The following is a 13974-nucleotide window of genomic DNA, read 5'->3' as shown; positions in this document are numbered from 1 at the left end:
GGAAGGTAGTCCAGCCCGGGCGGTGGTTGTCCCGGGGTAAGGGTGTAGGCCGTGTGATAGGCAAATCCGTCACACATTAAGGCTGAGACCTGATGCCGAGCCGATTGTGGTGAAGTGGATGATCCTATGCTGTCGAGAAAAGCCTCTAGCGAGTTTCATGGCGGCCCGTACCCTAAACCGACTCAGGTGGTCAGGTAGAGAATACCGAGGCGTTCGGGTGAACTATGGTTAAGGAACTCGGCAAAATGCCCCCGTAACTTCGGGAGAAGGGGGGCCATCACTGGTGAGAGGACTTGCTCCTTGAGCTGGGGGTGGCCGCAGAGACCAGCGAGAAGCGACTGTTTACTAAAAACACAGGTCCGTGCGAAGCCGTAAGGCGATGTATACGGACTGACGCCTGCCCGGTGCTGGAACGTTAAGGGGACCGGTTAGTCACATTTCGGTGTGGCGAAGCTGAGAACTTAAGCGCCAGTAAACGGCGGTGGTAACTATAACCATCCTAAGGTAGCGAAATTCCTTGTCGGGTAAGTTCCGACCTGCACGAATGGCGTAACGACTTCTCGACTGTCTCAACCATAGGCCCGGTGAAATTGCACTACGAGTAAAGATGCTCGTTTCGCGCAGCAGGACGGAAAGACCCCGGGACCTTTACTACAGTTTGATATTGGTGTTCGGTTCGGCTTGTGTAGGATAGGTGGGAGACTGTGAACTCTGGACGCCAGTTCAGGGGAGTCATCGTTGAAATACCACTCTGGTCGTGCTGGATGTCTAACCTGGGTCCGTGATCCGGATCAGGGACAGTGTCTGATGGGTAGTTTAACTGGGGCGGTTGCCTCCTAAAGAGTAACGGAGGCGCCCAAAGGTTCCCTCAGCCTGGTTGGCAATCAGGTGTTGAGTGTAAGTGCACAAGGGAGCTTGACTGTGAGACCGACGGGTCGAGCAGGGACGAAAGTCGGGACTAGTGATCCGGCGGTGGCTTGTGGAAGCGCCGTCGCTCAACGGATAAAAGGTACCCCGGGGATAACAGGCTGATCTTCCCCAAGAGTCCATATCGACGGGATGGTTTGGCACCTCGATGTCGGCTCGTCGCATCCTGGGGCTGGAGTCGGTCCCAAGGGTTGGGCTGTTCGCCCATTAAAGCGGTACGCGAGCTGGGTTTAGAACGTCGTGAGACAGTTCGGTCCCTATCCGCTGCGCGCGCAGGAGTCTTGAGAAGGGCTGTCCCTAGTACGAGAGGACCGGGACGGACGAACCTCTGGTGTGCCAGTTGTCCTGCCAAGGGCATGGCTGGTTGGCTACGTTCGGAAAGGATAACCGCTGAAAGCATCTAAGCGGGAAGCCTGCTTCGAGATGAGGACTCCCACCTCCTAGAGAGGGTAAGGCTCCCAGTAGACGACTGGGTTGATAGGCCAGATGTGGAAGCCGGGCAACCGGTGAAGCTGACTGGTACTAATAGGCCGAGGGCTTGTCCTCAGTTGCTCGCGTCCACTGTGTCAGTTCTGAAGTAACGACCGTATTTGTAGCTGTTGCTCCGGTCAGAATTTCATAGAGTTTCGGTGGTCATTGCGTTAGGGAAACGCCCGGTTACATTCCGAACCCGGAAGCTAAGCCTTTCAGCGCCGATGGTACTGCAGGGGGGACCCTGTGGGAGAGTAGGACGCCGCCGAACAATTTTTAGCCTCAACCCCCGGACTTTGGTCCGGGGGTTGAGGCATTTTTGCGTTGAGGACCGGGGCCTTTCCTCGACGGGGAGTGGTCGTCCGCATTCAGAGGCGGCCTGCGGCTTTGAGAGCGAGATAGGCATCTGCAAGAGCAGGGGCAAGGTTGTCAGGCGTGGCGTCGACGACTGTGACGCCGTGGCGGTGGAGGTGCTCTGCCGTGCGGCGGCGCTGAGCCTTGGCTTGGGTAGCGGCTGCCGCGTCGTAGACGGCTTCGATGGAGCCACGGGTACGCGACATCTGCTCGACGTGGGGATCTGCTACCGAAGCCACCAGCACGGTATGGCGTTGTGTGAGCTGAGGGAGAACGGGGAGCAGCCCCTCTTCGATGGGCGCGGCGTCGAGGCTTGTGAGCAGCACAAGGAGGGAGCGGCGCGGGGCACTCTGCAGAGCGGCGGCGCTGAGGCCGCGGGCGTCGGTCTCCACCAGCTCGGGCTCGAGCGGAGCGAACGCGTTGACCAGGGCAGGCAGGATCTCGCCGGCCGAGCGACCTCGGACCTGGGCGCGGATGCGGCGGTCGTAGGCCAGCATGCCGATGCGGTCACCCGCGCGGGACGCCAGCGCGCTGAGGAGCAATGCGGCATCCATGGCAGCGTCCAGGCGCGGGATGTCACCGACTCGGCCGGCTGAGGTGCGGCCGGTGTCGAGCACGATGAGGATGTGACGGTCGCGTTCGGGGCGCCAGGTACGTACGGCGACCGTGTTCTGCCGGGCGGTGGCGCGCCAGTCGATGGAGCGGGTGTCGTCGCCTGGGACGTAGTCGCGGAGGCTGTCGAACTCGGTGCCCTGCCCGCGGATCAGCACGCTGGTACGGCCGTCGAGTTCGCGCAGCCGTGCCAGCCTGGAGGGCAGGTGTTTGCGGCTGGCGAAGGGCGGCAGGACCCGGACGGTCCAGGGAACCTTGTGATTGCCCTGGCGGGCAGCCAGGCCCAGGGGACCGAAGGAGCGGACGGTGATGCGGTCCGCCTGCGGGTCGCCGCGGCGTGTCGGGCGCAGAGTCGTGGTGAGCCTTCGGCGCTCGCCGGGCGGAACGGTCACCTTGTGCCGGGAAGCGGCCTGTTCGGATCCGGTGACCCAGCTGCTGGGCGGCCAGGCGTCGCGAAGCTGGGCGCGCAGGAGGCGGCCGGCGGGGTTGGTGACAGTGAGCTGGACATCCGCAGTGTCACCCAATCGAACTGATGTATCACCGCTTCGGGTGAATCGCAGCGTTCGCACTGGCGCGGCGAGTGCGTAGTCGCACAGGATTGCCAGTGACAGAGGCGCATTCACCGCGAGCATCCCGGTCCAGCTCGGGGCAAAGATGCCCACGGGGAGTGAGCCGAGAGCGGCGAGGAGCGCGGTTCGTCCGGTGAGGGCCATGGGTGATTGCCTCAGCGGGGTACGGGGACGTGGGCGAGGATCGCGGTGATGACGGAGTCGGCGGTGACTCCTTCCATCTCCGCCTCGGGCCGGAGCTGGATCCGGTGGCGCAGGGTAGGCAGGGCCAGCGCCTTCACGTCGTCCGGGATGACGTAGTCCCGGCCCGTCAGCCACGCCCAGGCGCGGGCGGTGGAGAGCAGGGCTGTGGCGCCTCGCGGGGAGGCGCCGAGAGTGAGTGAGGGGGATTCACGCGTGGCACGGCAGATATCGACGACGTAGCCGGCAATCTCGGCGGAGACCGAGGTCTTGGCGACGGCGGCACGGGCTGCCTCCAGATCGGCGGGGCCGGCGACGGGGCGCACCCCCGCCGCCTGGAGGTCCCGCGGATTGAAGCCTTCGGCGTGGCGGGTCAGGACGTTGATCTCGTCTTCGCGGGAAGGCAGCGGGACCGTCAGCTTGAGGAGAAAGCGGTCGAGCTGGGCTTCTGGGAGGGGGTAAGTGCCTTCGTACTCAACGGGGTTCTGGGTCGCCGCGACCAGGAAGGGGTCGGGCAGCGGGCGAGGTGTGCCGTCGACTGTGACCTGGCGCTCCTCCATCGCTTCCAGGAGTGAGGACTGAGTCTTGGGCGGGGTGCGGTTGATCTCGTCGGCGAGAAGAAGGTTGGTGAACACAGGGCCGGGCTGGAAGGAGAACTCGGCGGTGCGTGCGTCGTAGACGAGAGACCCCGTGACATCGCTGGGCATCAGGTCGGGTGTGAACTGGACGCGCTTGGTGTCGAGTTCGAGGGAGGCCGCGAGGGTGCGGACCAGGAGCGTCTTGGCGACGCCCGGCACTCCTTCGAGCAGGACGTGGCCGCGGCAGAGCAGAGCCACCACGAGCCCGGTGACAGCGGGATCCTGGCCGACTACGGCCTTGGCGATCTCGATGCGCAGGGCCTCCAGGGAGGTGCGGGCGCGGTCCGAGTTCTCAGCTGTCTCGGGGGTCGGGGCGCTCATGAAGTGCGTACCTCTCTTTCGAGGGCGTCGAGTTGGTCTGCGAGGTGGATGAGAGCGGTGTCATCGCTCGGAGCGGGGCCGAAGAGCAGAGCCGTCAGATCCCGGTCACCGGTGGGGAGATGGGTCGAGATCGCCGCGAGCAGCGTTTCGGGAGAGTGCGCGTCGACCGGGGGGACGCCGAGGAGCGGGGCGAGACGGGTGCGGGTAGCCGAGCGAAGGGCCCCGGCTGCGCGGTCGCGGGCGTTCACATTGCGGTAGAGGCGGGCGCGGCCCTCGGTGGACTCGGAGGCGCGGATGGCCACGGGGAGCCGCTCGGTGACGAGGGGGCCCAGCCGACGGGCGCGCCAGATGGCGGCGAGGGCGGCCGCGAGGGCGAGTTGGAGTGTCCCCCAGAGCCAGCCGGCGGGGATCAGATCGAGGAAGTTGCTGTCACTTTCGCTGTCGCCACCGGTGCCTCCCTCGGAGGCGGAGGCGGAGTCATCGCTGAGTGAAGGGAGGTACCAGACCAGATCGGGGCGGGAACCGAGGAGTTGCAGCGCGAGGGAGGCGTTGCCGTGCTTGTCCAGACGGTGGTTGTAGAGGATGTCGGGAGAGCCGAGCAGGACGGTGTCGCCGTTGTCGAAGCCGTCGATCCTGAGCAGGGTGGCCGGGCCATCGCTCGGGTAGCAGTTGTCGGCACCGGGCGTGTCGGTGGTGTACCGCTCACCGCCGAGGTCGGCGTTGCCGGCGGTGCGGGCGGCGGGGAGGGAGCACTGGGGGGTACGCGCCGCGACCGGGGCGGGGACTTCGGCGCGGACGCCCGGGGCCAGTGTGCCGATGGACGCAGGTCCGGCGGAGAGGAGAACCGTACGGCCGCCGGACGTGGCGGTCGCGTTGCGGAGGATCCGTTGCTGGTGGTCCGTCAGCAGATCGGGGGCGGTGATGAGAAGGGTGGTATCGGGGCCGGCCGCGGTGGTGGCCTCGTCGAGCGTGGTGACCACGCGGGTGGTGACGCCGCGGTCCTTGAGGAGTTCGGCGACGGCGCGGCTGCCGTACTGGTCGGCGGAGCGTGGGTCGAGGCGTCCGTGCTCGTCCCCGGAGCGCATGGCGGCCATGGTGATCCCGGCGGCAACGAGGATGACGAGGGCGAGGAGCAGGCCGCGCGTACGTGTCCACACCTGGCGGGTGGTGGGGGACATGGATGTGGTGCTGAGGGAGGGCCCGGTCATTCGGCTGCTCCTGGGACGGCGTCGCTCAGCAGGGGCTTGGTGCGCTCGAGCTCCGTATCCAGATCGCGCAGACGTCGATACGCCCCTCGGTCGGCCGTGCGGCCGCCGTATGTGACGTCGTCGAACTCCAGGGCGGAGGCGCGGAGTCCGTCGGCGTGGTCGGGGAGGGAGCGGCCTGCCTCGGCAGCTGCCTCGTCGGCGGTGCGGCCGGGGCGCGGGTCGAGCAGGGCTCGTTCCTCCAAGGAGCGGACGATTGCCCGCATCCGTTCCTGGACGGCTTGGTTCCAGCGTCCGGCGTCGGCGTGCGCCTCGGCGGCGGAGCGGTGCTCGGATGCGCTACGGGGGCTGTCGTCGAAGAGGGAGTCCGCGGAGCCGGCGGTGCGCTGGGGTATGCCGAGACGCCACCAGAGGGCGGCGGCCAGGGCTATGACGACCAGGAAGATGACGAGCAGTCCGAGCGGTCCGCCGGGGGCGGCGCCGGACGTGGCGTCGAAGAGGTTGCCGATCCAGTCCCAGAAGCGGTTGAGCCCGCGCTGGAGGAGGTTCGGGTCGTTCTCGTGGTACATCGGCTTGGACAGTTCTCGCTCCGCCGCCTCTCGGGCGGGGACGCGGGGAGTGTCCACCGGTACGTCGTTCCTTGTGCGGGTCAGTAGCCGCGCTGTCGTTGCACCCCCCGTGGTGGACACCGCATCAGCTCCTGAAGGAGTCGTTGCCCGGAGGCGCGGAGCCGTAGCCGGGAACGCCTGCAGCTCTTGCGAGGTCGAGGTCGAGGGCCTCGCGGCGGATGCGCTGGTCCACGTAGAGGAGGACGGTCACGCCCGCGGAGATCGGGTAGGTGATGGAGGACGCGATCACCGAGCCGATGCCGGTGATGATCAGGAAAGGCCAGCCGAAGTCCGGGTTGGCCCCGGAGAACAGGTCCCGGATTCCGCTGCCGTCCACCGCGAAGGCGATCAGGGTGAAGGGCACTGCGATGATCATCGACACGAGCAGCGTCAGCAGCACCGTGAGCGCCATGATGCCGAAGGTTCGCCACCAGGCGCCCCGGACGAGTTTGGCGGAGCGGCGCAAGGACTGGATGACGCCTTGGCGCTCCAGCATCAGTGCGGGCGAGGCGAGGGCGAAGCGGATCATCAGCCAGAGGATGACGCCGCAGGCGGCCAAGCCTCCGAGAACGGCGAGAGCGATTCCCGCACGGGAGCCCAGCAGCAGGCCCGGGAGGATGCCCACGGTCATGATGGCCGCGCTCATGAGGGGCACCAGCAGGGTCAGGCCCAGCAGTTGAGGAAGGCGGGGCCGGGCTTCCTGCCAGGCATCGGCGAGCGTCACCGGTCGGCCGAGCACCGACCGGCTGATCACCACGGTGAGGAGCGCCGTGGTGACGAGTGTGCCGATCAGCGTGATGATCAGGGCCGGGCCCATGGCAAGGAGGCTGGACTGGAGCGACTCCAAGGACTGGCTCAGCGCTTCCGAACGGCTCGCGTTCGGGTCGACCTCGGGCGGCTCCGGGAGGAGATAGCGCTCGACGAGGATGCTGCCGATCTGGGAGATCACGGAGACGGTGATCGTGACGCCCAGCACCGTGCGCCAGTGAGCGCGCAGTGTCGACACCGCGCCATCGAGGATCTCGCCGACGCCGAGGGGGCGCAGCGGGATGACGCCGGGCTTGGCCGCCGGCGGTTGACCCCAGCTGCCGCGCGGCTGACCGCCACCCCAGCCGGGGGCGGGAGGCTGTGGTGGTACGGGGCGGCGCGCACCGGGGCTGGTCGGCGCGGACCACTGTCCCGGGGGCGGCTGATCCGTGGACCACTTCGAGGCGGGGCCACTCTCCTGGACGGGCTCGGCGGGACGGGGCACGCCGGCGTCCTGCCCGTCGGAGGGAGCAGATCCGGGCGAGGCCCAGCCCGGAGTGTCGTTCACGGTCGTCCACCTCATGGAATGGTCGCGGGGCCGGCTCGGCGAGCCGGCGCGTTCACGGTGCCCTTCCGCCCGTCACGGCGGCTGGTTGGCAGCCATCGTGCCACGCGTTGCCCCCCGGTGGGCCGGGGCCCGTCTCTCCTTCGCGGCTTCATTGTCGGTGCCTCACCGGGCAGACTGGGCGGATGGCTGATCAGTACGCACAAAACCGCGTCCGCACCGAGCCGCCCATGCTTCCGTCGCTGCGCTGGGACGAGCCCCCGGAAGGCCCCGTGCTGGTGCTGCTCGACCAGACCCGCCTGCCTGCTGAGGAGGTCGAGCTGGTCTGTACCGATGTGCCTGCCCTGGTGCAGGCGATTCAGGCACTCGCTGTGCGGGGAGCGCCGCTGCTGGGCATCGCCGGTGCGTATGGTGTGGCACTCGCGGCTGCGCGGGGATTCGATGTCGACGAGGCGGCGGCTCTGCTGGAGGGTGCGCGGCCCACCGCCGTGAATCTGGGGTACGGAGTGCGGCGGGCGGCGGCCGTGTACCGGGAGGCAGTGGACAAGGGGGCAGATGCCGGGCAGGCTGCCCAGGCGACGCTCACAGCGGCCAGGGAACTGCACCGGGAGGATGCCGAGGCCAGTGCCCGGATGGCTGGTCATGGGCTCGCGCTCCTGGACGAGCTGCTGCCGGGCGGCGGACACCGGATCCTGACCCACTGCAACACCGGGGCGCTTGTCTCCGGTGGCGAGGGCACCGCGTTCGCCGTGGCGCTCTCGGCGCACCGGGCGGGCCGGCTGCGGCGGCTGTGGGTGGACGAGACGAGGCCACTGCTGCAGGGCGCCCGGCTGACCGCTTATGAGGCGGCGCGCAGCGGGATGCCGTACACACTGCTTACGGACAATGCTGCGGGGTCGCTCTTCGCGGCGGGAGAGGTGGATGCCGTACTCATCGGGGCAGACCGGATAGCGGCCGACGGATCGGTGGCGAACAAGGTGGGGAGTTACCCGCTCGCGGTGCTGGCGAAGTACCACCATGTGCCTTTTATCGTGGTCGCGCCGACGACGACGGTGGACCTGAACACGCCGGACGGGGCATCGATCGAAGTGGAACAGAGGTCCGGACAGGAAGTGACGGAGGTCACATCTCCGCAGTTGACGGGCGCCGGAGCGGGAGCAGGCGGCGGGCTGTCGGTGGCGCCGCTGGGAACGCAGGCGTACAACCCGGCATTTGATGTCACGCCCCCAGATCTGGTGACGGCGATCGTCACTGAGGAGGGTGCGTTGTCCCCGGTCACCGGGGGAGGAATAGCAGAGCTGTGTGCCAGGTCACGCCAGGTAACGATTAGCTAATGGGATGATGTCGATTATGAAGGGACGAGTCCTTGTCGTCGACGACGACACCGCACTGGCCGAGATGCTCGGGATTGTGCTGCGTGGTGAGGGTTTCGAGCCGTCGTTCGTAGCGGACGGCGACAAGGCGCTTGCCGCTTTCCGGGAGGCCAAGCCGGATCTGGTTCTGCTGGATCTCATGCTGCCCGGACGGGACGGCATCGAGGTCTGCAGGCTGATCAGGGCCGAGTCCGGCGTGCCGATCGTGATGCTCACCGCCAAGAGCGACACCGTGGATGTGGTGGTCGGGCTGGAGTCCGGGGCCGATGACTACATCGTCAAGCCGTTCAAGCCGAAGGAGCTGGTCGCCCGGATCCGGGCGCGCCTGAGGAGGTCTGAGGAACCGGCGCCGGAGCAGCTGGCGATCGGAGATCTGGTCATCGACGTGGCCGGTCACTCCGTGAAGCGGGAAGGGCAGTCGATCGCTCTGACCCCGCTTGAGTTCGACCTGCTCGTCGCGCTGGCCCGCAAGCCCTGGCAGGTGTTCACCCGTGAGGTGCTGCTGGAGCAGGTGTGGGGCTACCGGCACGCTGCGGACACCCGGCTGGTCAATGTGCATGTACAGCGGTTGCGCTCCAAGGTCGAGAAGGACCCGGAGCGCCCGGAGATCGTGGTGACCGTCCGTGGTGTCGGCTACAAGGCCGGGCCGAGCTGAGATGCCCCGAGGCAGTGTTGCTCCGAAGCCCGGAGAGCCGGGAGTCCGTACGGGGCGGGCTGCCGGACCGGGCCGGGAGCGCTCGCGATTCGGCCGTCTGCTCCAGGGTGGACGGCTGCTCCAGGACGGGGCGCCGGCTGGGCCGGTACCCCGGCTCGTCATGCGCTGGGTGCGCCGTCCGCTGCTGCCCGCTCTGCGGTTGTGGCGGCGGAACATCCAGCTCAGGGTGGTCGCGAGCACGCTGCTGATGTCGCTCGGTGTGGTACTGCTTCTCGGCCTTGTCGTCATCGGGCAGGTGCGCAACGGTCTGCTCGATGCCAAGGGGAAAGCGGCCCAGAGCCAGGCGGCCGGTGGCTTCGCGGTGGCGCAGGAGAAGGCGAACGCGCCGGTCGGCCCCCGCGGGCAGGACGGCGCTGCCACGGACGGCAGGACTGCCGGGAGCTCGTGGCGGTCCGATCTTGTGGAGCAGCTGGCCAGTGGTGGCCAGGGTGCGTTCAATGTCGTGGCCTTGAGCGCGCACTCCGAGGGCGCCGGTTCCAGTCGCGGGCCCCGGACCTCGGGCAGCGTGGATCACGCGAGCATCCCCCCGGCCCTGCGGGAGACTGTCGACCAGGGGACGGGGACGTTCGAGACCTACATCCGGATCGAGTACACGAACGAAGAGCACGATCCGGAGCCCGGGCTGGTCGTCGGCAAGCGGCTGAACGACATCGAGGGCAATCCGTACGAGCTCTACTACCTTTTCCCGCTGGCACAGGAGGAGCAGTCGCTCAACCTGGTCAAGGGAACCCTCGCCACGGCCGGGCTCTTCGTCGTCGTCCTGCTCGGGGCCATCGCCTGGCTGGTGGTGCGGCAGATCGTCACGCCGGTGCGGATGGCGGCGGGGATCGCCGAGCGGCTCTCCGCCGGCCGGCTCCAGGAGCGGATGAAGGTCACGGGCGAGGACGACATCGCCAGACTGGGGGAGGCCTTCAACAAGATGGCGCAGAACCTCCAGCTCAAGATCCAGCAGCTGGAGGAGCTCTCCAGGATGCAGCGGCGCTTCGTCTCGGACGTTTCGCACGAGCTGCGTACGCCACTGACGACCGTACGGATGGCCGCAGACGTCATCCATGAGGCACGCATTGACTTCGACCCGGTGACGGCGCGCTCCGCCGAGCTCCTGGGGGATCAGCTCGACCGCTTCGAGTCGCTGCTCTCCGATCTGCTCGAGATCAGCCGCTTCGATGCCGGGGCGGCAGCGCTGGAGGCCGAGCCGATAGACCTGCGTGAGGTCGTACGGCGGGTGATCGGCGGTGCCGAGCCGCTGGCCGAGCGCAAGGGGACCCGGATACGGGTGGTCGGCGACGAGCAGCCTGTCGTGGCGGAGGCCGATGCCCGGCGTGTGGAGCGCGTGCTGCGCAATCTGGTCGTCAACGCTGTCGAGCACGGCGAGGGCCGGGACGTGGTGGTCCGTATGGCTGTGGCCGGCGGAGCTGTGGCGGTTGCCGTGCGGGACTACGGGGTGGGTCTGAAGCCGGGCGAGGCGACCCGGGTGTTCAACCGATTCTGGCGGGCCGATCCGGCGCGTGCCCGTACCACCGGTGGTACGGGGCTGGGGCTGTCCATCGCTGTCGAGGACGCCCGGCTGCACGGTGGCTGGCTGCAGGCGTGGGGCGAGCCGGGCGGTGGTTCGCAGTTCCGGCTGACCCTGCCGCGTACGGCGGACGAGCCGCTGCGCGGTTCGCCGATTCCGCTGGAGCCGGAGGATTCGCGGCAGAGCCGGGACCGCGCCGACTCCGCCGGGCCGAAGGCGAGCGGACGCCGGCTGTCGTCCGTGCCCGCGCAGCCGATGACGGACCGCTCCCCGCTGCCCGCACTGCCGCGTTCGGCGCCGGCCGGGGTGGATCCCGCGGCCCTTCCGGGCAGTGGTGCCCGGGTGGTGGCGCGTTCCGCGGGGGAGCGGTACGACGCCGACTCCGCGGCGCAGGTTTCTTCGGACCGGGAGGACACGACTCGTGGGCGCTGATCCCCGTGGCAACGGCCGCCGAGGTGCGCCGCGTGCCGTTGCGCTGCTCGGCTGCAGCGGTGTGCTGCTGGCCGGATGTGCATCGATGCCGGACAGCGGTGACATCCATGCGGTGAAGGCGTCCCCGCGGGCGGACTCCCAGGTGCGGGTGTACGCGGTGCCGCCGCGGAAGGGGGCGCCGCCGCACGAGATCGTCGAGGGCTTCCTGGAGGCGATGACCAGCGACGATTCCGACTTCGCCACCGCCCGGACGTATCTGACGCCGGAGACTTCCAAGAAGTGGCGGCCGGAGGCGAGCACCACGGTGCTGTCGGCCGCGCCGAACTCGGGACAGGCCGTGTCCGGTGACCGGGACAACCCGGGCTGGGACTATCCGCTCCTCGGCAAGCAGGTTGCGACGGTGGACTCCCAGCATGCGTATCAGCCGGTCACGCCCACGGACTACCACCGGAACATCCATCTGGTGCAGCAGAACGGTCCGGACGGCAAGGAGTGGCGCATCGACAGCCTGCCGCCGGGGCTGGTGCTCGGCGCGTCCGACTTCCAGCGCAACTACCGCTCGGTGAACAAGTACTACTTCGCCTCCGGGCGGAACGTGGTCGTGGCCGACCCTGTCTACATCCGGCAGCGGCTGGATCCGGTGACCCGGATGGATCCGGTCACGCAGTCGGTCAAGGCGCTGCTCGAAGGGCCGACGAACTGGCTGAAGCCGGTGGTCGAATCGCCCTTCCCCACCGGTACGACGCTGAAGGAGGGCACCAAGACGCTGGCGTTCGACGACCGGAACGCTCTGAAGGTGCCGCTCAATGACAAGGCATCCAATGTGGGCCGCCCGCAGTGCATGAAGATGGCGGCTCAGATCCTGTTCACGGTGAAGGACGTGACGTCCACCCGGGTGGAGCAGGTGGAGCTGCAGCGCAAGGACGGCTCGCAGCTGTGTGTGCTCAACGGAGGCCAGGCGGAGGAGTTCGCGCCGGATCGCTCGGGCAGGCCGGAGTACCAGTACTTCGTCGACAGCAAGAACCAGTTGGCGCTGCTGGTGGGCGCTGCCAAGGACATAGACGAGCCGGAGAATGTGCCGGGGCCGTTCGGTAATGGCCGGCTGCCGGTGAGCGCGGCCGGGGTGGCCCGCGACGAACGCACCGCGGCGGCGGTCTCCAAGGACGCCGACCGCCTGTTCGTGGCATCCATCATCTCGGACAGCGAGCTGGGCGACCCCGTGCTGCGGAGCAGGGGCAAGGACCGTGCCAGCCGTCTTTCGGCGCCCAGCTGGGACGGCCAGGGCGATCTGTGGGTGGCGGACCGTGACCCCGCACATCCGGCGTTGCTGCGCCTGGAGGACGGCGTCGGCACACCGCAGGACGTAAAGATCATCCCGGGTCTGGACGGCGCGCGCATCGAGGCGCTGAGGGTTTCGGCGGACGGTGTGCGGATAGCGCTGCTGCTGACGAAGGACGGCCGGACCACGCTGAAGATCGGACGGGTGGAGCGCCACGGTCCCAAGGACGACCCGGTGGTCTCCGTCGCGGAACTGCGGCCCGCCGCACCGCAGATGGAGACGGTGACAGCAGTCTCCTGGGCCGGTCCCAGCAGGCTCGTGGTGGTCGGCAAGGAGTCCGGCGGCGTACAGCAGGTGCGCTATATGCAGACGGACGGCTCCAGTTCGGCCGCGAGCATCCTGCCGGGGCTGAACCAGGTCAGGGCGGTCGCGGCCGCGGACGACGAAACCCGCCCCCTGGTGGCGTACTCCGAGGAGGACGGCATCGTCCGGCTGCCACCCGGCGCCAACTGGCAGACACTGGTCAAGAAGGGCTCGTCGCCGGTCTACCCCGGGTAGCGGACCCAGCGGTAGGGCGCCCGGGCCGGTTGTCCACAAGGGTGGCAGGGCTGTCCCCGTGCGGGCACAGTGGTGGGCATGCGGGGGTGGTGGCGGGAGATCACCGGGCTGGTGCTGCCGGTCGCATGCGGCGGCTGCGGCACGCCTCGTACGCCGCTGTGCGAGGAGTGCGCGAGCGCGCTGTACGGCGCCGCGGCGCGTCGGGCGCGGCCTGTGCCGGAGCCGGCGGGACTGCCGGTGGTGCATGCCGCCGCGCCGTACGAGGACGCGGTACGTGCCGTGCTGCTGGCGCACAAGGAGCGGGGCGCGCTGGGGCTGGCGCGGCCGCTCGGTGTGGCGCTCGCCGGGGCGGTGCGGGCCGCGGTGCCCCGGGCCGTCGGGGGAGCCGGTCCGCTGCTGCTCGTACCGGTGCCGTCGGCGCGGAGTGCGGTCAGGGCGCGGGGGCACGACGCCGCGCGGCGGATCGCACTGGCGGCCGCGGGCGAGCTTCGGCGTACGGGGACGGAGGCCAGGGCTCTTCCGGTGCTGCGCCAGCGGCGCGCGGTGGCCGACCAGTCGGGCCTCACGGCCCGCATGAGGCTCGCGAACCTGGCGGGGGCACTGGAGGTGCCCGGCGGGGCCGGACGGCTGCTGGAGGGCGGCAGAGCGGTGCTGGTGGACGATCTGATGACGACCGGAGCGTCGTTGGTCGAGGCGACGCGGGCACTGAGTGCCGCGATGAGGTCATGCCCTCCGGGATTCGTACAACCGAGTGCAGCGGTTGTCGCTGTCCCGCCGTTATCTTTCGAAATAAACCGGAACTGACAACGAGCCTGCATCGTTGCAGGTAGTGAGAGGGGAAAACCACCTGAACGCACGTACGCGCTGGTAGCGGGTGCCGACACCCGTCTGATCGAGCTATGTT

10 protein-coding genes and 2 rRNA genes (1 of these 12 running past the window's edge) are annotated in these 13974 nt (G+C 68.5%); 7 read left to right on the top strand and 5 right to left on the bottom strand.

Annotated elements, in window-relative coordinates:
* Positions 1–1473 (top strand): 23S ribosomal RNA (locus OG883_RS27305) (it extends 1650 nt beyond the left edge of the window).
* Positions 1474–1552: 79 nt separating this feature from the next.
* A 5S ribosomal RNA gene (gene rrf / locus OG883_RS27300) occupies positions 1553–1669 on the top strand.
* Between the two features lie 97 nt (positions 1670–1766).
* On the opposite strand, the gene OG883_RS27295 is transcribed toward rrf, so the two are convergent.
* From OG883_RS27295 to OG883_RS27275, 5 genes are read right to left on the bottom strand one after another with little or no spacing between them, the layout of a single operon-like run.
* Complete coding sequence (locus OG883_RS27295; RefSeq protein ID WP_266545888.1) at positions 1767–3077, bottom strand: DUF58 domain-containing protein; 1311 nt, start codon at positions 3075–3077, stop codon at positions 1767–1769.
* Between the two features lie 11 nt (positions 3078–3088).
* Positions 3089–4072: a MoxR family ATPase gene (locus OG883_RS27290; RefSeq protein WP_266545885.1), complete on the bottom strand. Its 984-nt coding sequence runs from the start codon at positions 4070–4072 to the stop codon at positions 3089–3091.
* A complete protein-coding gene (locus OG883_RS27285) occupies positions 4069–5280 on the bottom strand; it encodes a DUF4350 domain-containing protein (RefSeq protein WP_266545884.1) in 1212 nt (403 codons plus the stop codon). The genes OG883_RS27290 and OG883_RS27285 overlap by 4 nt, the downstream gene beginning before the upstream one ends.
* A complete protein-coding gene (locus OG883_RS27280; RefSeq protein ID WP_266545882.1) occupies positions 5277–5966 on the bottom strand; it encodes a DUF4129 domain-containing protein in 690 nt (229 codons plus the stop codon). Before OG883_RS27280 ends, OG883_RS27285 begins: the two co-directional genes overlap by 4 nt.
* A 4-nt stretch (positions 5967–5970) precedes the next feature.
* Positions 5971–7200, bottom strand: a complete 1230-nt coding sequence (locus OG883_RS27275) for a hypothetical protein (RefSeq protein ID WP_266545879.1) — start codon at positions 7198–7200, stop codon at positions 5971–5973.
* A gap of 182 nt (positions 7201–7382) precedes the next feature.
* Here OG883_RS27275 and mtnA point away from each other — a divergent pair, with 182 nt between their 5' ends.
* From mtnA to OG883_RS27250, 5 genes are all read left to right on the top strand, one after another.
* Entirely contained in the window at positions 7383–8531 is a 1149-nt protein-coding gene (gene mtnA, locus OG883_RS27270; RefSeq protein ID WP_266545876.1) for an S-methyl-5-thioribose-1-phosphate isomerase, read from the top strand.
* 4 nt (positions 8532–8535) lie between these two features.
* On the top strand, positions 8536–9225 hold the full coding sequence (gene mtrA / locus OG883_RS27265) for a two-component system response regulator MtrA (protein ID WP_187438793.1): 690 nt from the start codon (positions 8536–8538) through the stop codon (positions 9223–9225).
* 1 nt (position 9226) lies between these two features.
* The gene (gene mtrB / locus OG883_RS27260; protein ID WP_266545873.1) at positions 9227–11233 is read left to right on the top strand and encodes an MtrAB system histidine kinase MtrB; all 2007 of its coding nucleotides are present in this window, start codon (positions 9227–9229) and stop codon (positions 11231–11233) included.
* Positions 11234–11318: 85 nt separating this feature from the next.
* Positions 11319–13070 (top strand): LpqB family beta-propeller domain-containing protein, encoded by a 1752-nt coding sequence (locus OG883_RS27255; RefSeq protein ID WP_266549486.1) that lies wholly within the window; start codon positions 11319–11321, stop codon positions 13068–13070.
* Positions 13071–13148: 78 nt separating this feature from the next.
* The gene (locus OG883_RS27250; protein ID WP_266545871.1) at positions 13149–13874 is read left to right on the top strand and encodes a ComF family protein; all 726 of its coding nucleotides are present in this window, start codon (positions 13149–13151) and stop codon (positions 13872–13874) included.
* Positions 13875–13974: the final 100 nt, after the last annotated feature.

This window comes from Streptomyces sp. NBC_01142, from assembly GCF_026341125.1.
In the GTDB taxonomy this organism is placed as follows: Bacteria; Actinomycetota; Actinomycetes; order Streptomycetales; family Streptomycetaceae; genus Streptomyces.
The sequence above is the reverse complement of the archived record's forward strand: the minus strand, read 5'-3'. Positions and strand labels throughout refer to the sequence as shown.

Bases quoted from the DNA above. Each gene is read 5' to 3' on its own strand.
- OG883_RS27295 (WP_266545888.1), bottom strand. From the start codon at position 3,077: ATGGCCCTCACCGGACGAACCGCGCTCCTCGCCGCTCTCGGCTCACTC.
- OG883_RS27290 (WP_266545885.1), bottom strand. From the start codon at position 4,072: ATGAGCGCCCCGACCCCCGAGACAGCTGAGAACTCGGACCGCGCCCGC.
- OG883_RS27285 (WP_266545884.1), bottom strand. From the start codon at position 5,280: ATGACCGGGCCCTCCCTCAGCACCACATCCATGTCCCCCACCACCCGC.
- mtnA (WP_266545876.1), top strand. From the start codon at position 7,383: ATGGCTGATCAGTACGCACAAAACCGCGTCCGCACCGAGCCGCCCATG.
- mtrA (WP_187438793.1), top strand. From the start codon at position 8,536: ATGATGTCGATTATGAAGGGACGAGTCCTTGTCGTCGACGACGACACC.
- mtrB (WP_266545873.1), top strand. From the start codon at position 9,227: ATGCCCCGAGGCAGTGTTGCTCCGAAGCCCGGAGAGCCGGGAGTCCGT.
- OG883_RS27255 (WP_266549486.1), top strand. From the start codon at position 11,319: ATGCCGGACAGCGGTGACATCCATGCGGTGAAGGCGTCCCCGCGGGCG.
- OG883_RS27250 (WP_266545871.1), top strand. From the start codon at position 13,149: ATGCGGGGGTGGTGGCGGGAGATCACCGGGCTGGTGCTGCCGGTCGCA.